We start from the raw sequence: 22,407 nt of genomic DNA on the forward strand, positions 1-22,407 counted from the left end.
GGAAACACTCCTTCCCATACCGAACAGGAAAGTTAAGCTCTATAGCGCCGATGGTACTGCATGGGAGACCGTGTGGGAGAGTAGGACGTTGCCAAGTTATAAAAAGAATAGCGATAGCTATTCTTTTTTTTTGTTATATAAAGTTTGTTACGGAACAAGGAAAATAAAGATCTACTCCATTTTTTGCAAATAAAAATATGTACAATAATAGATAATATATTATATGATATATAATTGAATGAGAAATACATAATTATAAAGGAGGATAAGAAGAATATGAGACTGATATTGAAGTATTTAAAGAATTATAAGTTATTAGTAGTTATTAATGTTATATCAGTATTTGGATTTGCCCTGGTAGAGTTAGGAATACCAACTATAATGGCAAAAGTAATTGATAGTGGGATAGCTAATAGAGACATTCAATATATAAAAAGGATGGGTGGCGTTATAGTACTTATTTCAATTTTGGGTGTTGCAGGAACAATTCTTTTAGGATATTGTTCAGCTAAAATATCCACCGGAATTACTAGAGATATAAGAAATGATATTTTTAAGAAAGCTCAAGACTTTTCTCATAGTGAATATGATAAGTTTGGTATATCATCAATGATTACAAGAACTACGAATGATGCATTTGTTTTACTGCAATTTGTTAATACCCTTTTAAGGACGGCAGTATTAACTCCTGTTATGTTTGGAATTAGTCTAGTGCTAATACTTAGAACTAGTGTGAACCTATCAACAGTACTTGCTATTACTGTACCATTTATAGTTATAGGAGTTATTGTTATTGCTAAAATATCTGAGCCATTATCTGAAACTCAGCAAAAAAGACTAGATAAATTAAATAGAATATCTAGAGAAAATCTAACAGGTATAAGAGTTATAAGAGCATTTGGTAATGATAATCATGAAAAAGAACGTTTTGAAGAGACAAATGAAGCATATGCAAGTGTATCTAAAAAGTTATTTAAGCTGATGGCAGTGTCACAGCCATCATTCTTTTTATTACTTAATGTAGCAATCTTAGCAATATTCTGGGTTTCTAGTAATATGATAGATGCTGGTACTCTTCAAATAGGAGAGTTAGTTGCATTTATAGAATATTTATTTCATGCAATGTTTTCATTAATGCTATTTTCAATGGTATTTGTAATGTATCCCAAAGCCCAGGTATCTGCTAATAGAATTGAGGAATTATTAAATGAAGAACCTTTAATTAAAAACCCTGAAAATGGAGTAAAGCAAACAGAAGTAAAGGGTGAAGTTGAGTTTGATAATGTAACATTTATTTATCCTAATGGAGAAGAGCCAGTACTTAAAAACATATCTTTTAAATGCAAGAAGGGAGAAATGATTGCATTTATAGGAAGTACAGGAAGTGGTAAAAGTACATTAATAAATCTTATACCTAGATTTTATGATGTTACTGAGGGTAGTATAAAAGTTGATGGTGTTGATGTAAGAGATTATGACCTTAAGGCTTTAAGAAAGAAAATAGGTTTTATACCACAAAAGACTTTATTATTTACAGGAAGTATATCTAGCAATATAAAGTTTGGTAAGAAAAATGCGAAAACAGGTGAAGTAGTTCATTCTGCGAAAGTAGCTCAAGCATATGATTTCATATCAAATAAGCCTAAAAAATTTGAAGAAATAATAAGTGAAGGTGGTAAGAATGTTTCTGGAGGACAAAAGCAAAGGTTATCTATTGCTAGAGCATTAGTTAGAAAGCCAGAAATATATATATTTGATGATAGCTTTTCAGCCTTAGATTTTAAGACGGATTCAATACTTAGGAAAAGACTTAAGGAAGAAACAAAAGAGTCTGTTGTGTTGGTAGTTGCTCAAAGGGTTGGATCTATAATGGAGGCAGATAGAATTGTTGTTTTAAATGAAGGAGAAATAGTTGGAATAGGAAAGCATAAAGAGTTATTAAAAAGTTGTACAATTTATAATGAAATTGCATCATCCCAATTAACAAAGGAGGAATTAGAATATGAATAAGTTTAAAGTTATAGTGAAGAAAATTTCTCCTTTTATAAGACCATATAGATGGGCATTTTTTGGAGCTATAATTTTTATAATTTCAGCTGCAATATTTAATGCATTAGCTCCAGTAACTGAAGGATTAATAATCACTCAATTAACTAAAGATTCTTTCAATATAATGAAAGGAATTGAGGGAGCTGGAGTTGATTTTAGATACGTAATAAAGGTAATGATAATTTTAGGGGGAGTTTATGTTTCCAGTACTGCTTCAACTTATATTGCAAGTTTTCTTTTAACTAATGCAATTCAAAATACAGTAAAAGCACTTAGAAATGCTGTGCAAGATAAGATAAGAAGGTTACCAATAAGCTATTTTGATGGGAATAGTTACGGAGATGTATTAAGTAGAATAACTAATGATATAGATACAATATCTAATGCCCTTCAACAAAGTTTTGTGCAAGTTGTCAATTCATTTTTATCAATTACTCTTGCACTTATAATGATGTTTACTATAAATATAAAAATGGCATTGATAGCTATTTTTATAATTCCGTTAAGTATATTAGTATCAAGATTTATTGTAAGTAAATCACAAAATCTATTTTATAGACAACAGAAGGCATTAGGAAAATTAAATGGTAAAGTACAAGAAATGTATACTGGTTTTAATGAAATAAAGCTTTATGGAAAGCAAGAAGATTCTATAAAAGAGTTTATGGAAACTAATGATGAACTTTGTAGGACTGGATTTAAAGCACAGTTTATATCAAGTACAATGTCTCCGCTTGTTTCATTAGTTAGTTATATTGGCATTGCTATAATAGGGGCAATAGGAGCTATAGATGCAATTAGAGGAATAATTACTACAGGAAACTTACAAGCGTTTATAAGATATATATGGCAAATAAACCAACCTTTATCGCAAGTAACTCAATTATCTTCTGCTATGCAATCAGCAGTAGCAGCTATGGAAAGAGTAATAGAAATCTTAGATGAGGAAGAACAAATAAAAGACAAAGTGGATTCAATAACACTAAAGGATCCAAAGGGAAATGTAACATTTGATCATGTTAAATTTGGCTACTCTGAAGATAAAACTCTTATTAAAGATTTGAATGTAGATATAAAAAGTGGTCAGATGGTTGCAATAGTTGGACCAACTGGTGCAGGAAAAACAACAATTATTAATCTACTAATGAGATTTTATGAGATTCAAGGGGGATCTATTAAAATTGATGGTGTTGATATTAGAGATATAAAGCGTGAAGAGTTAAGAAAGATGTTTGGAATGGTACTTCAAGATACATGGTTATATAAAGGCACAATAAAAGATAATATTAGATACGGAAGATTTGATGCAAGTGATGAGGAAGTTATAAATGCAGCAAAAGTTGCAAATGTACATCATTTTATTAAAACACTACCAGATGGATATGATATGATTTTAAATGAGGAAGCCTCAAATATATCTCAAGGTGAAAAACAATTACTTACTATTGCTAGAGCAATATTAGCGGACCCTGCTATTTTAATACTGGATGAAGCTACTAGTTCAGTAGATACAAGATTAGAACTTATGATTCAAAATGCAATGAAAAACGTAATGAGTGGTAGAACAAGTTTTGTAATTGCTCATAGATTATCTACAATAAGAAATGCAGATTTAATATTAGTTATTAATGATGGAGATATTGTTGAAAAGGGTACACATGAAGAATTGATTAATTATAAAGGGGTCTATGAAAAATTATACAATAGTCAGTTTGCAAATAAATAATAAAAAGGACTCAATGAATAATTTAAGGTTATTTCATTGAGTCTTTTTTAGTTGAATTATAATAAATAATTTTTAAAAATCAATTGACAAATTAATATAAAGAATTGTAAAATTTATAACAAAATATTAAAATGTTAAAAGTAAGTGGTATTTTTGTATTAAACTATTAAAGATATAAGAAATTTATTGAAGAATATTGACAAAGGACAAGCCACCTACTATTATATTAATTATATGGTACAATTTTGGTAACTAGGTATTATAAGGAACGACTAGATAACAATGGGGTTGTTAGACGTAATTAACTTGTCTGATACCCTTTTATTGTAAATACATTGGTAATGAATATAGTCGGTATATTTATAAAGAGGATTAACATAAATTGTTAGTTAATATGAATATATTGAATTATATAAAGCAATAGTCATACATAAAAAATAAAGGGGGATAAAAACATGAAACGTAAAAAAATAGCTATTGCGTTATCAGCAGCTCTTTCTGTATCTGTATTAGCAGGATGTGGTGGAAGTGATAACGGAAGTAATGGTGGTGGTACTACAGATTTATCATCAGATGTTGTAACAACATATGAAGCAACGGATATGAGTAAAAATCCAGCAGCAGCTACAGCTGAAAATAGAAAGGATACTTTAGTAATTGGTACTATTGCACCAGATGGAGTATTTAATCCATTATATGCAGAAAGTGCTTATGATTCTTATCCAACAGAGGTTATGTTTGCACCATTAATGGCACCTCAAGCTGATGGTTCTATGGGGCCATACTTAGCAGAAGCTCAACCAGAAGTATCTGAAGATGGATTAACTTATACTTATAAAATTAAAAAAGATGCTAAGTGGTCTGATGGAACAGATATTACAGCTAAGGATGTAGAATTAGCTGTGAAAATAGCTTGTGATAGTAGCTATACAGGAGTTGCAGACTATAGAACAGGAAGAGTTAAGGTAAAGGGAGCTCAAGAGTACTTTGAAGGAAAAGCTGACTCAATTTCAGGTGTTGAAGTAGTAGATGATAAAACTGTTAAGTTCACATTATTAGAAAAGAGTTCTTCAGCTGAAATAGTATTAGGAGGTACACAACCAGTTAATACTGCGTATACTTCTAAGTTCTATACACAAGGTAATACAGATAAAATGAAGGAAACATTTACAAATCCAGGACCAACATCAGGAGCTTACAAGTTTAAGAGCTACAAGAAGGGTGAAGAGTTAGTTTTAGAAGCAAACGATGATTTCTTCTTAGGAAAGCCTGGAATTAAGAATATAGTTTATAAAGTTACTACTGAAGAAACAAAACTTCAAATGTTAGAAGCAGGAGATATAGATTTTGTTGAACTTTCAGTAAGTGATGACTATGTAAAACACTCTCAAGATTTAGGATATATAGGATATAAATTATATCCTACAAATGGATATGGTTATATTTGCTTTAATCATAATAAACCACAATTCCAAGATCCTGCAGTTAGAAAAGCATTAACAGTTGCTTTAGATAGACAAACTATAACTTCTTCAATTTTCAATCAATATGCAGAAGTTATAAATGTACCTCAAACTAAGGCTTCATGGGCTTACTATGAAGGTGATAATAAATACGAATACAACTTAGAAGAAGCTAAGAAAATCTTAGATGAAGCTGGTTGGAAAGTAGGAGCAGATGGAATCAGAGAAAAAGATGGTGTTAAATTAACAATTAACTTCACTGGTACTTCTGATAATGATGTTGTAGATTCAATACTTTCTGTATCTAATGATGGCTGGAAAGAACTAGGAGTTAAATACACTAGTGAAAAGTTAGATTTCACTTCTATGAGAGAAAAACAAAAAGGTAATGATTGGGATATGATGTTCATGGCTTGGGGATTAACTAATGACCCTAACGATATGGATGTTTATGGAACAAATGGTTCTCAAAATAAGGTTAACTACAGCAACGAGAAGGTTGACAAATTATACGAACAAATCAACAAAGAATTAGATAAAGAAAAAGCTAAAGAGTTATATAAGCAATTATATACTGAATTAAATAATGATTTACCATATATCTTTGTATATCAAAGAAGCGATATGTGGGCATACAATGGAAGAGTTAAAGGATTAGATATCTCACCATTTGTTCATTATTCATGGAATCTTTACAAAGCAACTTTAGAATAATAGTTTGCAAATAGTTTTAGGGGCATTTCATTATGAAATGCCTCTAATAATTAGAAGTAATAATTAGATTATTTTTCTAATTATTCTATTATATGTAATAGACAAATAGAAATGGGGAGAGAAAATGTTACAGTATACAGTTAAAAGAATATTGAAAATGATACCTACACTGATAATAATTTCTCTATTGTTATTTAAAATTATTGATTTAGCACCAGGTAATTTCTTGGATACTAAAGTTAATCCTAATATGACAGTAGAAAAGTTAGAACAGTTGGAAGCAGTATATGGTTTTGATAAACCTTTTGGTGAAAGATATGTAAATTGGCTTAAAAAGGCAGTAAAAGGAGATTTTGATGAATCCCTTAAGTTAAGACAACCAGTAAGTGAAATTATAAAAGATTATGCTTGGAATTCATTTATTTTAGCAGGGTCAGCATTTTTATTAGCTATTATTGTTGCAATACCATTAGGTATAATATGTGCTACAAAACAATATTCAATAGCAGATAAAACAACAACTATAATAACGTTTATTTCTATATCTGTGCCATCATTCCTACTTGGTCTTATGCTTATAAATGCATTTGCATTAAAAGTTAAGATATTTCCTATAGGAGGAATGACTACAGCAGGTACTAATTATACTGGATTTGCTTATTTTAAGGATTTAGTTATCCATATGGTATTACCAGTTCTTAGTTTAACTATTCTTCAAGCTGGTTCATTAGTAAGATATGTTAGAACATCTATGCTTGAAGTAATCAATCAAGATTACATAAGAACAGCTAGAGCTAAGGGATTAAAAGAAAAGGTTGTTATTTATAAACATGCCTTAAGAAATGGATTAATTCCAGTAATAACTTACATTGGAATGAGTTTACCTGGTTTATTTGCAGGAGCTCTTATTACTGAAACAATATTTGTATGGCCTGGTATTGGTAAAATAGGATATGAAGCAATATTAAATAGAGATTATACTTTACTTATGGGATTTAATATGTTTATGGCTGTACTTACTTTAATGGGTAACTTAATATCAGATATTCTTTATGCAGTGGTTGATCCACGTATAAAACTAAAGTAGGAGGGGAAACGATGCTAGATAAATTAAAGAAGAAACAAAAAGTAGAACCAAAAGAGATAGATAAATCTACTATTGAAAGCAACAGTGAAGTTAATAATGACATTGAATCCCCAGGAAAATTGGTTTTAAGAAGAATAAGACAAAATAAATTTGCTATGATAGGTTTAGGGTTACTTATATTTATGTTTGTATTTTCTTTTATAGGACCATTTCTATCACCTTACGGATATAACGATAGAAGTGCTTTGGTTAAAGCAGCACCATCATTTAAGCATTGGTTTGGTACTGATTATCTTGGAAGAGACATATTAACTAGAGTTATGGTTGGAGGTAGAATTTCAATAGCAGTTGGTGTAGTATCAGTTGTTATATCAGTTGTTATAGGTACTTTAGTAGGTTCTATTGCAGGATATTATGGAGGGAAAATAGATTACTTTTTAATGGCATTTACAGATATATTCTTATCTATTCCGTTTTTACCAATAGTAATATTAATGGGAAGTATGTTGTCAGATTTAAAAGTAGATCCTAATATGAGGATAGTAGCATTGATGTTTATGCTAGGTTTACTTTCTTGGCCATCTATTGCAAGATTGGTTAGAGGTGAGATATTATCTCTAAGGGAACAAGAATTTATACAAGCAACAGAATCATTAGGTTTAAGAGATACAAGAAAAATAATTAGGCATTTAGTTCCTAATGTTATTCCTACAATAATTGTAAATGCTACTTTAGGAGTTGCATCAGCAATACTTACTGAATCAGCATTAAGTTATTTAGGTATGGGAGTAGTTGAACCTACACCATCATGGGGAAATATGATTTCAGCATCTAATAATAATATAGATTTACAAAATAGACCATGGCTTTGGATACCACCAGGTGTTTGTATGTTAGTTACAGTTATGGCAGTTAATCTTTTTGGGGATGCCCTAAGAGATGCACTTGACCCTAAGAAGAGAAGATAGGAGGAAGAGGTATGAGTGAAAATTTAATAGAAGTAAAAAACTTAAAAACCTTTTTCAAAACAGAAGCAGGAATAGTTAAAGCAGTAAATGATGTTTCTTTTAAGGTCAAAAAAGGTGAAACTGTATGTGTTGTTGGTGAATCTGGATGTGGTAAATCAATAACAGCTATGAGTATTATGGGATTAGTATCTAAGGATACTGGTTTTAATGATGGTGGACAAATTTTATTTGAAAACAAAGATTTAGTTAAAGCTACAGATGCAGAAATGAGAAGTATAAGAGGTAAGGATATCGCAATGATATTCCAAGAACCTATGAGTTCTCTTAACCCAACATTTACAATAGGATTTCAAGTTATGGAGCCTTTGATTTTACACGAAGGTTTAGATAAAAAAACTGCTAAAAAGAGAGCAATAGAATTGTTAGAAGAGGTAGGAATACCTAGAGCTAATGAAATTGTTGATTGCTATCCACATGAATTATCAGGTGGTATGAGACAAAGAGTTATGATAGCTATGGGGCTTGCTTGTAAGCCAAAACTTCTAATTGCAGATGAACCAACAACAGCATTAGACGTTACAATACAAGCACAGATTCTTGATTTAATGAGAAATATTAAAAAAGATTTTAATACATCTATTTTATTAATTACACACGACCTTGGTGTTGTTGCAGAAATGGCAGACTATGTTGTTGTTATGTATGCAGGAAAGGTTGTAGAAGAGGGTGGAGTTATGGAGATATTTAAAAATCCATCACATCCATATACAAAGGGGCTTTTAAAGTCAAAGCCTATAATTACTGAAAGAAAAGAAGAATTATATTCTATACCGGGACAAGTTCCTAATCCTGTTGGAATACCTGATTCTTGTTATTTCAGTGAAAGATGTGCATATTGTAAGTCAGAATGTAAGAATACAATACCACGTTTAACATTAATAGAAGATAACCATAAAGTAGCTTGTTGGTTATACGAAGAAAATACATCAAAGGAGGAAAATTAGTAGATGGAACAAGAAGTTATACTAAAAGTAGAAAATCTAAAAAAATATTTTCCAATAAAGGGTGGATTTTTTTCTAAAACTATAGGTAATGTAAAAGCTGTAGATGGTGTATCTTTAGAGGTAAGAAAAGGAGAAACTCTAGGAATAGTTGGAGAATCAGGTTGTGGTAAATCTACAACTGGTAGAGCTATACTTCAATTACTTAAGCCTACAGGGGGGAAAGTATATTTTAAAGACCAAGACTTAAGTAAATTAAGTAAGAAGGAAATGAGAGCGCTTAGACCTAAGATGCAATTAATATTCCAAGATCCATATTCTTCACTAAATCCAAGAATGACAGTTGGACAAATAATTGGGGAAGCTTTAATAGATCATAAAATGGCTACTAAAGAAAATTTAAGAGAGAAAGTTTTAGAAGTAATGGATCTATGTGGGCTTGCTGAATATCAAATAGATAGATTTCCACATGAATTTTCAGGTGGACAAAGACAAAGAATAGGTATTGCTAGAGCACTAGCACTTGATCCAGAGTTCATTGTTGCTGACGAACCTGTATCTGCACTTGATGTATCTATTCAAGCACAAATTATAAATTTATTAGCAAAGCTACAAAAAGAAAAAGGATTCTCATATATGTTCATATCACATGATTTATCTGTTGTTGAGCATTTATGTCAAAGAGTTGGAGTTATGTACTTAGGATCAATGGTTGAACTTGCAGATAAGGATGAATTATTTGATAATCCTCTACATCCTTATACAAAGGCATTACTTTCTGCTATTCCAATACCAGATCCAACAATTAAGAGAGAGAGAATTATATTAACAGGAGATATACCTTCACCTGCTAATCCTCCAAAGGGATGTAAGTTCCATACAAGATGTCCATATGCGACTGATAAGTGTAGGAATGAGGCTCCTGAATATAGAGAGATTAAAGAAGGACACTTTGTTGCTTGTCACAGAGTTGAAGAAATTTAAACTCTAAGATTGTTATAAGGGAGGCGCTTTAATGGCAATATTCAGTAGAAATATAGAAAAGATAGAAGAGAAAAATAGAAAGAAGCGTGAATTAGAGGAAGGGATTAAAAAGCTTAAAGCTGAAAATCTTCCATGGAAAGATATTTGGGCCCTTATAATTGCAATGTTTCAAGTAGTATTACCATTTGCATTAGGTATAATATTAATTTATTTTTTAATAATGTTATTTTTAACGCAAGTTTGGTTATAGCTTTAATTAAGTCTCGAAGAATTAATTTTCTTCGGGGCTATTTTAATTATTATTAAGGGGGAAAAATATGAATTTAAGTATTCAAGAAAAGTTAGAAGAAGTTAAAAAGTACAACCAAAGAATAAGTGAACTTGGTAAATTAAGTTCCTTAGCATATTGGGATATGAAAATGAGTATGCCATCTAAAGCAACTGAACAAAGAGCGAGCACTTTAGGATTTTTATCAGGAGAAATATTTAAGATGGTAACAGCAGATAAGGTTAAAGAATTTATTGATTTCTTTGAACCTATTATGAATGAGTTAGATTTAGTTGATAGATCTATGATAAAAGCATTAAAAAAGAATTATGATGAGATAAAAAATATTCCACAAGATAAATTTGAGGAATATACAGTTGCGACGTCCTTAGGGGAATCAGCTTGGGAAGAAGCGAAAGTTAAAAAGGATTTTGAAATATTTAAACCAAAGTTAGAAAAGATAGTTTCTTTATTAAGGGAATTTACTGAATATTATGGATATGAAGAAAATAAATATGATGCATTATTAAATCAATTTGAAGAAGGACTTACAGTTAAAAAGGTAGATAAGTTATTTAATGAGTTAAAAGAAGGGATTTTAAATCTATTAGGTAGAATTAAAAATAGTAATAAATTAGTTACTAGTGAATTATTAGAGGGAGAATATTCTGTAGAAGCACAAAAAGAGCTAAGTGAATATTTACTAGATGTAATAAAGTTTGATAAAGAAGCTGGTAGATTAGATGAAACAACACATCCATTTACTTTAAATATGGGAAATAAGGATGTAAGAATTACTACTCATTATTATGAAGATAATTTATTATCTAATATTTTTAGTATTGTGCATGAAGGTGGACATGCATTATATGAACAACATATTCCAGATACTCTTATAAATACAGGGCTTGATGGTGGTGTTTCAATGGGAATTCATGAATCGCAATCAAGATTTTATGAAAATATAGTAGGAAGAAGTAAAGAATTTTTAAGCTTTATTCTACCTCATATAAAAGAAAAGTTCCCAAGTTTATCAGATATAACTTTAGAGGAGTTTTATAAGGCTGTAAATTGTGTTAAACCATCTTTAATAAGAATAGAGGCAGATGAATTAACTTATAGTCTTCATATAATAATCAGATATGAAATTGAAAAAGCACTTATAAATGGAGAAATAGAGGTAGAAGATTTACCTAAGGTATGGAATAAAAAATATGAGGAATATTTAGGTGTTTCGCCTAAGGATGATGAAGAGGGAGTACTTCAAGATATGCATTGGTCTGCTGGAAATATAGGATATTTTCCAAGCTATGCTTTAGGAAATCTTTATGGTGGACAATTCTTAAATAAAATGTTAAAGGATAATCCTTCTGCTATGTCAGAATTAGTTAATGGAGATTTAACTTATATAAATAACTGGTTAAAAGATAATATTCATGTTCATGGAGGAATATATACTCCTGATGAATTAGTTAAGAAAGTAACTGGAGAAGAACTTAAAACAAGGTATTTCTTAGACTATTTAGAAGAAAAGTATACAAAGTTATATGATTTAAAATAGGTATAAAAAATAGAGCATTACTTAAAAGAAGTGATGCTCTATTTTTTTTTGTTTCTTATTAAATTTTATATATCATAGGTCTATTGGTATTATTAACAGTTCATCTTAAAAATATTCTTCATAAATAAAAAAGATTATTGTTAGAAATACTAAATATTATAAATATATTTATTAATATTTGTAAAAGATATATTTGAGAAATAGTATATAGAATTTTAAAATAGAAAGAGGGAACAGTATGAGGAAAATGAAAACAATGGATGGAAATACAGCAGCAGCACATATTTCTTATGGTTTTACTGAAGTTGCTGCTATATTTCCAATTACACCATCAACTCCTATGGGGGAAACAGTTGATGAGTGGGCAGCAAAAGGAAAGAAGAATATTTTTGGGGAGCCAGTTAAAGTTGTAGAAATGCAATCTGAAGCAGGGGCATCAGGAACATTACATGGTGCTTTACAGGGAGGTGCTTTAAGTACATCATATACAGCTTCTCAAGGTTTGCTTTTAATGCTACCTAATATGTATAAGATTATGGGTGAAAGATTACCAGCGGTTATACATGTTGCAGCAAGAGCCATAGCTACATCTTCTTTAAGTATATTTGGTGATCACCAAGATGTAATGGCAACAAGACAAACAGGCTTTGCTATGCTTTGTGAAGGCTCTGTTCAAGAAGTTATGGACTTATCAGGGGTGGCCCATTTAACTGCTATAAAGAAGAGAATGCCATTTTTAAATTTCTTTGATGGATTTAGAGTATCTCATGAACTTCAAAAGGTTGAAGTTATTGAGCAAGAAGAACTTGCAAAGCTTATAGATTATGAAGCATTAGAGGACTTTCGAAATTCAGCTTTAAATCCTAATCATCCTGTTATTAGAGGAACAGCACAAAATCCAGATATTTACTTTCAAATGGCTGAGTCCATTAATAAATATTATGAAGATATACCAGATGTAGTTGAAAACTATATGAGTGAAATAACAAAGCTTACAGGAAGAGAGTATCATTGCTTTGACTATTATGGAGCAAAGGATGCAGACAGAATTATTATCTCAATGGGTGCAGTTTCCGAAGTTGTTGAGGAAGTAGTTGACTATTTAAATAAAAATGGAGAAAAAGTAGGATTAGTTAAGGTAAGGTTATATAGACCTTTCTCAGTAGAAAAACTTATTAAGGCTATACCTACTTCTGTTAAGAAAATTGCTGTATTAGATAGAACAAAGGAGCCAGGGGCAATTGGAGAGCCTTTATACCTAGATATTGTAAAAGCATTTAATGGAAAAGAAAATGCACCTATGATTATTGGAGGAAGATTTGGCCTTGGTTCAAAAGATCCTACACCATCAGATATTGCAGCTGTATTTAAGAATCTCTCAGAAAGCAAACCAAAGGATAGATTTACTATTGGTATTGTGGATGATGTTACTAATCTTTCACTAGAACCAGTTAAGGATATAGATGTAGCTCAAGAAGGTACAACAGCTTGTAAGTTCTGGGGCTTAGGTTCAGATGGTACAGTTGGTGCTAACAAGAGTGCTATAAAAATTATAGGGGATCATACAGAAATGTATGCTCAAGCATATTTTTCATATGATTCAAGAAAATCTGGAGGAGTTACTGTATCACACTTAAGATTTGGAAAAACTCCAATTAAGGCTCATTACGAAGTTGATAGAGCAGACTTTGTAGCTTGTCACAATCAAGCCTATGTATATACATTTCCAATATTAGATGGCCTTAAAAAGGGTGGTAAATTTGTTTTAAATACTATTTGGTCACCAGAAGAAGTGGAGGAAAAATTACCTGCAAACTTAAAGAGATATATAGCTAATAACAACATTGAGTTCTATATAATAAATGCTGTTAAGATTGCTCAAGAAGTAGGACTTGGTGGAAGAATAAATATGATAATGCAATCAGCGTTTTTCAAAGTTGCTAATATAATTCCAGTAGAGGATGCTATTAAATACTTGAAGGAAGCAGTGGTTAATACATATAGCAAAAAGGGTGAAAAGATTGTTAATATGAATCATGCAGCTATTGATGCAGGGTTAGATGCTATAGTTAAAATAGATGTTCCAGATTCATGGAAAGATGCAAAAGAAGATGGAAAGATTGAAGAAAATATGGATGTTCCAGATTTCATAAAGAATATTTGTGAACCAATGAATAAACTAGAAGGAAACAAACTACCTGTATCAGCTTTTGTAAATGCAGATATGACAGATGGAACATTTATGGTAGGTACAACTGCATATGAAAAAAGAGGTATAGCAGTTAATGTTCCTGAATGGATACCTGAAAATTGTATTCAATGTAATCAATGTTCTTATGTATGTCCTCATGCAACTATTAGACCATTCCTTATAAATGAAAAGGAAAAAGAAAATGCACCTGAAGGTATGAAGATAATACCTGCTAATGGATTTAAAGGAGAGGCAATGTATTACATGATTGGCGTAACTCCTTTAGATTGTACTGGTTGTGGTAACTGCGTAGAAACATGTCCAGCACCAGGTAAGGCATTAATAATGAAGCCTCAAGATAGCCAACATGAACAAATTGAATGTTGGAACTATGCTGTTGAAGAACTTTCTGTAAAACCAAATCCTATGAAAAAAACTACAGTTAAAGGTAGCCAATTTGAGCAACCATTACTTGAATATAATGGTGCTTGTGCAGGGTGTGGAGAAACTCCTTATGCTAAGCTAGTAACTCAATTATTTGGAGATAGGATGATGATAGCTAATGCTACAGGGTGCACCTCTATATGGGCTGCTGGTGGAAGTGCAATGGCATATACAGCAAATAAAGAAGGAAATGGTCCAGCTTGGGCTAACTCTTTATTTGAGGATAATGCTGAATATGGATTAGGTATGCTTATAGCAGTAAAGACAATAAGAACTAGAATAGCTAATAATGTTAGAAAAGCATTAGAATCTGATATGTCTGAGGAAACCAAAGCTGTATTACAGGATTGGTTAGATAACATGAATGTAGGAGAAGGAACAAGAGATAGAGCTAATAAACTAGAAAAAGTTCTTCAAAATGAAGATGGCGAAATAGCTAAAAAGATACTTAATGATAAAGAATTCTTTGTTAAGAGATCACAATGGATATTTGGTGGAGACGGTTGGGCATATGATATTGGTTATGGAGGACTTGATCATGTGCTAGCTTCAGGAGAAGATGTTAATGTATTAGTTTTTGATACAGAAGTGTATTCTAATACAGGAGGGCAATCATCAAAGTCAACTCCAACAGCAGCAGTAGCTAAATTTGCTGCATCAGGTAAGAGAACAAAGAAAAAAGATCTAGGAGCTATAGCAATGACATATGGATATATTTATGTTGCTCAAGTTGCTATGGGTGCTGATAAGAGTCAAACTATAAAAGCTATTACAGAAGCAGAAAGCTATGATGGACCATCCCTAGTAATTGCTTATGCACCATGTATAGCTCATGGAATTAAGATAGGAATGTCAAATTCACAAGAAGAGGAAAGAAGAGCAGTTGATTGTGGATACTGGACATTATATAGATATAATCCAGAACTTCAAGGAAAGAAGAATCCATTCAGCTTAGATTCTAAGGAACCAAAGGCAAACTTTAGAGATTTCTTAATGGGAGAAGTAAGATATGCATCATTAGCACAAACATTCCCAGAAACAGCTGAAAAGTTATTTAAGAAAACAGAAGAAGATGCCTTAGAAAGATATACTAAATATAAGAAATTAGCAAGTGAGGAATAATAGATTAGAAGGTTGCATGGTTATAATGCAGCCTTTTTTCTTTCAAAATAGATTATCTTAAAAAAATTTAAGGTAACATGTTAAAAGTTTACAAATAATATAAAAGGTAGTAAATTATAATAGAGGAGGGGTATAATGAAAAAGAAAATATCAATTTTAATGTCTTTAATACTTTCAATTTTCTTATTAGTAGGGTGTGGAGGTAGTAAAGGTCCAAAAGACTATGTAACTGACTATTTTAAAGAGGTAAAAAGTGGAACTGAAAGTAAGATAGCACAACAAATGATAAGTGCTCAACTATCAGAGGAGGACATGCCTAAAGAGGCTGCAGATGCAATAATAAGCATGCTAGGAAAATTAGAGGTTTCACCAACAGATGAAAAAGTTGATGGAGAAAAAGCTACAGTTAATGTAAATATTAAAGGTGTAAGTTTTAAAACTGTAATAGCTAACTTCATGGGAAATTTAATGGCAGAGGCTATGAAGAGTGGTGCTGCTAATATGACTGATGAAGAGACTGAAAAATTAGTTACTGATGTATTAGTAAAATCAATTAATGATGCATCAGTAGAAGAAAGAACTGGTGTAGTGAATCTAACAAAGTCAGGTGATGAGTGGAAGGTTGTAGAGGATGATTCACTTATAGAGGTTATTTTAGGTATTTCAGAAGGAGATATCAATAGTTTATTAAAATAATAATTGACAAAATTTAGATACACATATAAAATAAAATAAATGGTAAAATATTTAAAAGGAGGTAGGATTATGTTTAATTTAATTAGTGCAAGTATAAGAATAAAAGAATATTTCTATAGTCCTATCTTATTAGAGAAGATTAAATAAGATTTACCTTTATTGATTTATTTTGAAGTATTAGAGGTCATGGACTATAGTTCCATGACCTTTTTGTATAACTGCAGCAATGTACTTTTAGGTCGTGGTATTACCATGAACTTTTTTTATTCTTTAGAAGAATAAATCAAAAGTAGATGGACAAGAAAAAGGGGATGTGACATCATGAAAAGAATATTAAATTATTTGCTCAAGTATAAAGTGAGCATAATTATTGGAAGCCTCTCAATGTTAGGGGTGATTGCAGTAGATTTATGTGTTCCTTATCTTCAAAAAGTTTTTTTAGATGAAGGGATAATAGGTGGGAAAAAGGAATTATTTGTACCCATTATAGTATTACTAGTAGGAATATCCTTAATTAAAGCAATTTTGGGATATTTAAAAGAATATTTATATGATGTATCTAGTAGTATGGTTAGTGAAGAACTAAAAAACGATTTATTTAACCATATACAAGAGCTAGAGTTTCAATACTTTGATGGTATGAATACCGGAGAGTTAATGTCAAGAATAGGTGAAGATACAGATACTATCTGGGAAACTATTGGATATGGATTAAGACTATTTGTAGAAAATATATTTTATTTTGTTTTATCTACAATTATACTTTTTTATCTTAACTGGAAACTTGCTTTAGCTTGCTTTGTGGTTATGATTCCTATTGGAGCAATAGCTATAAAGGTTGAGAAAAAGTTTGGAGAATGTTATGAAAAGATAAGTGATAAAACAGCAGAAATTAATACAACAGCTCAAGAGAATATTGCAGGAGTAAGATTGGTAAAAGCATTTGCTAGAGAAAAGTATGAAATTAAAAAGTTCTATAAATTAAATAAATCATACTATGATTTAAATATGGAACAGGCAAAGATAATGGGGAATCACTTTCCTCCAATAGATTTTTTAACAAATATATCATTAGTTATTATGATTATTTTAGGGGGATACTTTGTTTTAACTGAAGAAATAACTTTAGGTGTATTAGTAGCTTTTAGCGGTTATATTTGGAATTTAATATGGCCTATGAAGATGCTTGGGCAACTCACTGACTTATTATCAAGAACTATTGCATCAGCAAAGAAGGTATTTAGGATTATGGATAGAATATCTAATATCCAAGGAAAAGAAGATGGATATTTCCCAGAAAATATTAGGGGAGATATAGAACTTAAAAATGTTTCATTTAAGTATAATGAAGATTTAGTACTAAAGAATATTAATCTTAAAATACCAGCAGGAAGTACAGTGGCAATTATGGGAGTAACAGGCTCTGGTAAGTCTAGTTTGATGAATTTAATTGGTAGATATTACGATGTTTGCAATGGAGAGGTTTTAATTGATGGAGTTGATATAAGGGACTATAACTTAAATAAATTAAGAAGTAATATGTCTATAGTTCCACAAGATGTCTTCCTATTTTCAGATACTGTTATAAATAATATTAGATTTGGTAATCTTAATTCCACAAAGGATGAAGTAGATAAAGCATGTAGAGATGCTTGTTGCTACGAATTTATACAAGACTTACCACAATCTTTTGAAACTGAAATTGGTGAAAGAGGTGTAGGATTATCAGGTGGTCAAAAGCAAAGAATATCAATAGCTAGAGCCTTAGTAAGGAAAGCCCCTATATTAATTTTAGACGATTCTACATCAGCCTTAGATATGGAAACAGAACATGAGCTGTTAGCAAATTTAAGGAAAAGGGAGAGCGGTTCTACAACATTTATAATAGCTCATAGAATTTCAGCAGTAAAAAATGCAGATATAATAATATACTTAGAAAATGGTGAAATAAGAGAAATAGGAAAGCATAATGAGTTAGTAAAGAAAAAGGGAATATACTATGATATTTATTGTGAGCAATTTAAAGATTTTGAAGCCTTAGAAAGCGAGGCGATATAATGGCTAAGAATAGTACAAAACAAGATGAAAAGGTAACGAGAAGAAGTAAAAAAGATATAGTAGTTAGACTATTAAAATATTTAAAACCATACAAAAAACAATCTATTATAGTAATTTTATTAATGTTTTTTGTAATGCTATGTTCAGTTATCAATCCTTATCTTTTAAAGGTAGCTATTGATGATAAAGTTGTTAATAAGGATGTTAAAGGCTTAGTATTAATAGGAGTGGTTTTAGTTGTTTTAAATCTAATTGCATGGGTATTTTCAAAAATAAGATGGAATATGATTTCAGAAATAACTAATAATATTTTAATCAATATAAGACATGAACTATATTCTCATATACAAACTCTATCTTTTGAATTTTTTGATAGTAGGCCAGTAGGGAAAATACTAGCAAGAGTGGTTGGAGATGTTAATGCATTAAAAAATTTATTTAATCAAAGTATTCAATCATTAATTCCTGAATTATTAAGTTTTATTTGTGTTTCAGTAGTAATGTTATTTTTAAATGTAAAGTTAACTTTAGCATGTATGGCTTTATTGCCATTACTAGGTGTTGCAATGGTGGGGATTGATATAATTTCTAGAAGGCGTTGGGAAGTTTATAGAAATAAACGTTCAAATTTAAATGCTTTTACCCATGAAGATTTTTCTGGGATTAAAGTAGTTGAAGGATTTGCTAGAGAAGAGCATACTAGCAATAAGTTTAAAGAGTTAGTTCATCAAGTGGTAGAAGCTTTTATAAAGGCTGTAAGAATTAATGATTTTTTCTGGCCTTTATCTGAACTTGCTTGGGGAATTGGAACAGTAGTAGTATTTGCAGTTGGATATAATCTAATCATTAATGGAGAAATAGAAATTGGTACCCTATTAGCGTTTTCTATGTATGTAGGAATGTTCTGGAGACCTATAATGAATATATCAAGTTTTTATAATACCTTTGTAACTAATTTATCAGCTGCAGATAGGATTTTTGATATTCTAGATATTAAAGGAAATATAAAAAATAAGGATAATGCAAAAGTTGTAGAGGATATAAAAGGCCATGTGGAATTTAAAAAAGTATACTTTGCATATGAAGATGGGATAAACGTTTTAAAGGATGTCAGTTTTAAAGTTGAATCAGGAGAAAGAATAGCACTAGTAGGAAGTACAGGAGCAGGTAAATCTACAATAGTATCTTTATTAAGTAGATTTTATGATGTTAGTTCTGGAGAAATATTAGTTGATGGTAAAAATCTAAAGGATTTGGATATAGAGTCTTTTAGATCTCATATGGGAATAATGCTACAAGATACTTTCTTATTTTCAGATACAATTATGGAAAATATAAGATATGGTAGGTTAGATGCTACTGATGAGGAAGTAATTAATGCAGCAAAGGCAGTTAATGCACATGACTTTATTATGAATCTTGAGGATGGGTATAATACTGAAGTTAATGAAAGAGGATCAAGATTATCCCTTGGACAAAGACAACTTATATCATTTGCTAGAGCACTTCTTGCAGATCCAAGAATTTTAATATTAGATGAGGCTACATCTAATATAGATACAAAAACTGAAAGGTTAGTACAACAAGGTATTGAAAAGTTATTACAAGGAAGAACTTCCTTTGTAATTGCTCATAGATTATCTACTATTAGAGACTGCGATAGAATTATGGTTGTTGAAGATGGTAGGATTATAGAGCATGGAAATCATGAAAGTTTAATGGCTACTAAAGGAAACTATTATAATTTATATATGTCACAATATGAGTTCTTAAATGAAGGAGCATAAAAAAGAAAGGCGTAATGCCTTTCTTTTTAAAATCTTGTAGGGACTTGGAATGCAGTTTTACTTGCATGTTCCCCTCTAGTGTAAGAGTATTCTGAGGTTGGCGTATTAAATGACTTCATAGACGATGGAAATCTAATTTCAGATGAATTAATTACTCCATCTGTTCTATGTTGTTTTTTATTTCCCATGGTTCATCAACTCCTTACATTTATAGTTTGTCTAAAAAAATTTAAGAGATACTAGTTAAATAAATATACATTTGTAGAATATAGGATAGGTTTATATTCTTTAAATAGTTTTCTATATTTTGTGATTTTTAATATGATAAATATCCATTATTTATAGTAAAGCACAATTAAAGAATTTAAAATAAATTAATTGGGAGATTATGTTGAAAAAACAATAAAAGTGTATTAAAATGGTAAGGCGAACGTGAATGGGAGGAATTAAATTGTCAGATACATTTAGATGCATTATCAAAAAAGAAAAAGGAAATTTTTTCATTGGTGAAGACTATAACGGTAAAAAGTACAATATAGAAAAGAATATGAATATACGATGCAAAGTAGGAGATGATTTTTACTTTTATGCACGTAGAGTAAAAGGTTTTTTAAGAGACACGTTGATACCTATATCAGATGAAGAAGCTGGAGTGAAAATATAATAAATATAAAATAAAAAAGGCGAGGTATATCGCCTTTTTTGCTATCTTCTCTTAGTAGCAACTTCTACATTAACTTTTCTTTTGTTAATTTTATTACCAGAACAAGCTTCTAGAACCTTTTGTGATACATCCTTATCAACAGTTACAAATGAGAAGCTTTCTAATATATCTACCTTATTAACTTTCTTTCCGCTAATATTAGCTCTTTCAGTTATATAAGTAACTAATGCCTTAGGAGTAAGTTTATCTCTCTTACCGATAGAGAAGAATAATCTTACATCATTGCTTGATGGGGATTCTAAAGCATTTTTGCTGTAATCAAAGCTCATTTCTTTATCAAATTGCATCTTCATAAGAGTTGCAACAACTTCAACAGGATTATTATTTTCGCAAAGTTCATTTGCAAGTATTAGATACTTACCAAAGTTACCATCGTTAAGCTCTTTTAATATTTCTTTAGACTTTTTATTAAACTTTGCATCTATAATTTGTTGTACTGTAGGAATTGGTAATTTTGGAATAGATCCTTTAGTAACATTTTTTATTTGCTTAATCATTGAATGCTCTCTTGGAGTAACAAAAGAATAAGCTGTACCTTCTCTATTAGCTCTACCAGTTCTTCCGATTCTATGAACATATGATTCAACATCTTGTGGTAAATCATAGTTAAATACGTGAGTAACACCATCTACGTCAATTCCTCTTGCAGCTACATCAGTTGCAACCAAGAAGTTTAATGAACCTTCCTTAAATCTTTTTAAAGTTCTCATTCTGTGCATTTGAGACATATCTCCATGCATACCTTCAGCAACGTAGCTCTTAGATTGAAGTGCTTCAACTAATTCATCAACACCCCTTTTAGTTTTACAGAATATAATTGATGATGCTGGAATTTCTAAATCTAACACTCTACAGAAAGCTTCAAACTTAGTTTTTGGATTAACTTCGAAGAAACCTTGGGTAATCTTTGAAACTGTCATTGAAACCTTTTTTATATTAACTACTTTATAGTCCTTTTTTAAATAGTTTTGAGCTAACTTTTTAATTGGTTGTGGCATTGTAGCTGAGAATAATAAAGTTTGTCTTTCTTCTTGAGATGGTAATTCCTTTATTATTTCTTCTATATCATCAATGAATCCCATATTTAACATTTCATCAGCTTCATCAAGAACTAAGAATTGTACATGTGAAAGTGGAAGAGCCTTTCTGCTAATTAGATCTAATACTCTTCCAGGAGTACCAACAACTATATCTACTCCTCTTTTTAATTCTTTAATTTGTCTTGTGATTGAATCTCCACCATATATAGGAAGAACTTTTAATTTATCATATTTAGAAAGTTTATTTAATTCTTCATATATTTGGATAGCTAATTCTCTTGTAGGGGTTAATATTATAGAAGATATATCTTTTCCTCTTTTAATATTATTAATTATTGAGCAACCAAAAGCTGCTGTCTTTCCTGTACCAGTTTGAGCTTGCCCTATTATGTCATATCCTTCTATCGCTAAAGGAATAGCCTCAGCTTGAATTTGAGAAGGATTAATATATCCTAAGTCATCAATTGCCTTTAATAATGTTTCTTTTAAATTTAAATCTCTGAATGTAATTTCTTTCATGTAAT

The 22,407-nt window shown here is 30.6% G+C and carries 16 protein-coding genes and 1 rRNA gene; 15 read left to right on the plus strand and 2 right to left on the minus strand.

Annotated features, from left to right (window positions below):
• From rrf to KIB46_RS02935, 14 genes are all read left to right on the plus strand, one after another.
• Positions 1-97 (plus strand): 5S ribosomal RNA (gene rrf / locus KIB46_RS02870); the annotation flags it as partial.
• Positions 98-276: 179 nt separating this feature from the next.
• A complete protein-coding gene (locus KIB46_RS02875; RefSeq protein ID WP_291670742.1) occupies positions 277-2,010 on the plus strand; it encodes an ABC transporter ATP-binding protein in 1,734 nt (577 codons plus the stop codon).
• Positions 2,003-3,775: an ABC transporter ATP-binding protein gene (locus KIB46_RS02880; RefSeq protein WP_156559282.1), complete on the plus strand. Its 1,773-nt coding sequence runs from the start codon at positions 2,003-2,005 to the stop codon at positions 3,773-3,775. Before KIB46_RS02875 ends, KIB46_RS02880 begins: the two co-directional genes overlap by 8 nt.
• 455 nt (positions 3,776-4,230) lie before the next feature.
• Entirely contained in the window at positions 4,231-5,952 is a 1,722-nt protein-coding gene (locus KIB46_RS02885) for an ABC transporter substrate-binding protein (RefSeq protein WP_291670745.1), read from the plus strand.
• A 124-nt stretch (positions 5,953-6,076) separates the two neighbouring features.
• Positions 6,077-7,039: an ABC transporter permease gene (locus KIB46_RS02890; protein WP_156559278.1), complete on the plus strand. Its 963-nt coding sequence runs from the start codon at positions 6,077-6,079 to the stop codon at positions 7,037-7,039.
• An 11-nt stretch (positions 7,040-7,050) separates the two neighbouring features.
• The gene (opp4C, locus tag KIB46_RS02895) at positions 7,051-8,007 is read left to right on the plus strand and encodes an oligopeptide ABC transporter permease (RefSeq protein ID WP_156559276.1); all 957 of its coding nucleotides are present in this window, start codon (positions 7,051-7,053) and stop codon (positions 8,005-8,007) included.
• An 11-nt stretch (positions 8,008-8,018) separates the two neighbouring features.
• Complete coding sequence (locus KIB46_RS02900; RefSeq protein WP_156559274.1) at positions 8,019-9,011, plus strand: ABC transporter ATP-binding protein; 993 nt, start codon at positions 8,019-8,021, stop codon at positions 9,009-9,011.
• 3 nt (positions 9,012-9,014) lie between these two features.
• Positions 9,015-9,992 carry a dipeptide ABC transporter ATP-binding protein gene (locus KIB46_RS02905; RefSeq protein WP_156559272.1) on the plus strand — a complete coding sequence of 326 codons (978 nt, stop codon included), beginning with the start codon at positions 9,015-9,017 and terminating at the stop codon, positions 9,990-9,992.
• A 31-nt stretch (positions 9,993-10,023) separates the two neighbouring features.
• A complete protein-coding gene (locus KIB46_RS02910; protein ID WP_291670752.1) occupies positions 10,024-10,242 on the plus strand; it encodes a hypothetical protein in 219 nt (72 codons plus the stop codon).
• 67 nt (positions 10,243-10,309) lie between these two features.
• Positions 10,310-11,821 carry a carboxypeptidase M32 gene (locus tag KIB46_RS02915; protein WP_291670754.1) on the plus strand — a complete coding sequence of 504 codons (1,512 nt, stop codon included), beginning with the start codon at positions 10,310-10,312 and terminating at the stop codon, positions 11,819-11,821.
• Positions 11,822-12,059: 238 nt separating this feature from the next.
• Positions 12,060-15,578, plus strand: a complete 3,519-nt coding sequence (gene nifJ, locus KIB46_RS02920) for a pyruvate:ferredoxin (flavodoxin) oxidoreductase (protein ID WP_291670756.1) — start codon at positions 12,060-12,062, stop codon at positions 15,576-15,578.
• A 135-nt stretch (positions 15,579-15,713) separates the two neighbouring features.
• Positions 15,714-16,274, plus strand: a complete 561-nt coding sequence (locus KIB46_RS02925; RefSeq protein ID WP_156559265.1) for a hypothetical protein — start codon at positions 15,714-15,716, stop codon at positions 16,272-16,274.
• A 321-nt stretch (positions 16,275-16,595) separates the two neighbouring features.
• The gene (locus tag KIB46_RS02930) at positions 16,596-18,332 is read left to right on the plus strand and encodes an ABC transporter ATP-binding protein (protein WP_291670759.1); all 1,737 of its coding nucleotides are present in this window, start codon (positions 16,596-16,598) and stop codon (positions 18,330-18,332) included.
• Entirely contained in the window at positions 18,332-20,119 is a 1,788-nt protein-coding gene (locus KIB46_RS02935) for an ABC transporter ATP-binding protein (RefSeq protein ID WP_291670761.1), read from the plus strand. Before KIB46_RS02930 ends, KIB46_RS02935 begins: the two co-directional genes overlap by 1 nt.
• Before the next feature lie 26 nt (positions 20,120-20,145).
• Here the strand turns inward: KIB46_RS02935 and KIB46_RS02940 are convergent, their stop codons facing one another.
• Positions 20,146-20,307, minus strand: coding sequence for a hypothetical protein (locus KIB46_RS02940; protein ID WP_156559259.1), 162 nt, complete (start codon positions 20,305-20,307; stop codon positions 20,146-20,148).
• Positions 20,308-20,570: 263 nt separating this feature from the next.
• On the opposite strand from KIB46_RS02940, the gene KIB46_RS02945 reads away from it, so the two are divergent.
• Positions 20,571-20,783: a hypothetical protein gene (locus KIB46_RS02945; RefSeq protein ID WP_156559257.1), complete on the plus strand. Its 213-nt coding sequence runs from the start codon at positions 20,571-20,573 to the stop codon at positions 20,781-20,783.
• A gap of 41 nt (positions 20,784-20,824) precedes the next feature.
• Here KIB46_RS02945 and KIB46_RS02950 read toward each other — a convergent pair whose 3' ends face one another.
• Complete coding sequence (locus tag KIB46_RS02950; RefSeq protein WP_156559255.1) at positions 20,825-22,402, minus strand: DEAD/DEAH box helicase; 1,578 nt, start codon at positions 22,400-22,402, stop codon at positions 20,825-20,827.
• Positions 22,403-22,407: the final 5 nt, after the last annotated feature.

Origin of the sequence: Clostridium sp. (assembly GCF_018372875.1) — a bacterium.
In the GTDB taxonomy this organism is placed as follows: Bacteria; Bacillota; Clostridia; order Clostridiales; family Clostridiaceae; genus Clostridium.

Bases quoted from the DNA above. Each gene is read 5' to 3' on its own strand.
- nifJ (WP_291670756.1), top strand. From the start codon at position 12,060: ATGAGGAAAATGAAAACAATGGATGGAAATACAGCAGCAGCACATATT.
- KIB46_RS02875 (WP_291670742.1), top strand. From the start codon at position 277: ATGAGACTGATATTGAAGTATTTAAAGAATTATAAGTTATTAGTAGTT.
- opp4C (WP_156559276.1), top strand. From the start codon at position 7,051: ATGCTAGATAAATTAAAGAAGAAACAAAAAGTAGAACCAAAAGAGATA.
- KIB46_RS02950 (WP_156559255.1), bottom strand. From the start codon at position 22,402: ATGAAAGAAATTACATTCAGAGATTTAAATTTAAAAGAAACATTATTA.
- KIB46_RS02940 (WP_156559259.1), bottom strand. From the start codon at position 20,307: ATGGGAAATAAAAAACAACATAGAACAGATGGAGTAATTAATTCATCT.
- KIB46_RS02885 (WP_291670745.1), top strand. From the start codon at position 4,231: ATGAAACGTAAAAAAATAGCTATTGCGTTATCAGCAGCTCTTTCTGTA.
- KIB46_RS02905 (WP_156559272.1), top strand. From the start codon at position 9,015: ATGGAACAAGAAGTTATACTAAAAGTAGAAAATCTAAAAAAATATTTT.
- KIB46_RS02900 (WP_156559274.1), top strand. From the start codon at position 8,019: ATGAGTGAAAATTTAATAGAAGTAAAAAACTTAAAAACCTTTTTCAAA.
- KIB46_RS02935 (WP_291670761.1), top strand. From the start codon at position 18,332: ATGGCTAAGAATAGTACAAAACAAGATGAAAAGGTAACGAGAAGAAGT.
- KIB46_RS02880 (WP_156559282.1), top strand. From the start codon at position 2,003: ATGAATAAGTTTAAAGTTATAGTGAAGAAAATTTCTCCTTTTATAAGA.
- KIB46_RS02890 (WP_156559278.1), top strand. From the start codon at position 6,077: ATGTTACAGTATACAGTTAAAAGAATATTGAAAATGATACCTACACTG.
- KIB46_RS02910 (WP_291670752.1), top strand. From the start codon at position 10,024: ATGGCAATATTCAGTAGAAATATAGAAAAGATAGAAGAGAAAAATAGA.
- KIB46_RS02915 (WP_291670754.1), top strand. From the start codon at position 10,310: ATGAATTTAAGTATTCAAGAAAAGTTAGAAGAAGTTAAAAAGTACAAC.
- KIB46_RS02925 (WP_156559265.1), top strand. From the start codon at position 15,714: ATGAAAAAGAAAATATCAATTTTAATGTCTTTAATACTTTCAATTTTC.
- KIB46_RS02930 (WP_291670759.1), top strand. From the start codon at position 16,596: ATGAAAAGAATATTAAATTATTTGCTCAAGTATAAAGTGAGCATAATT.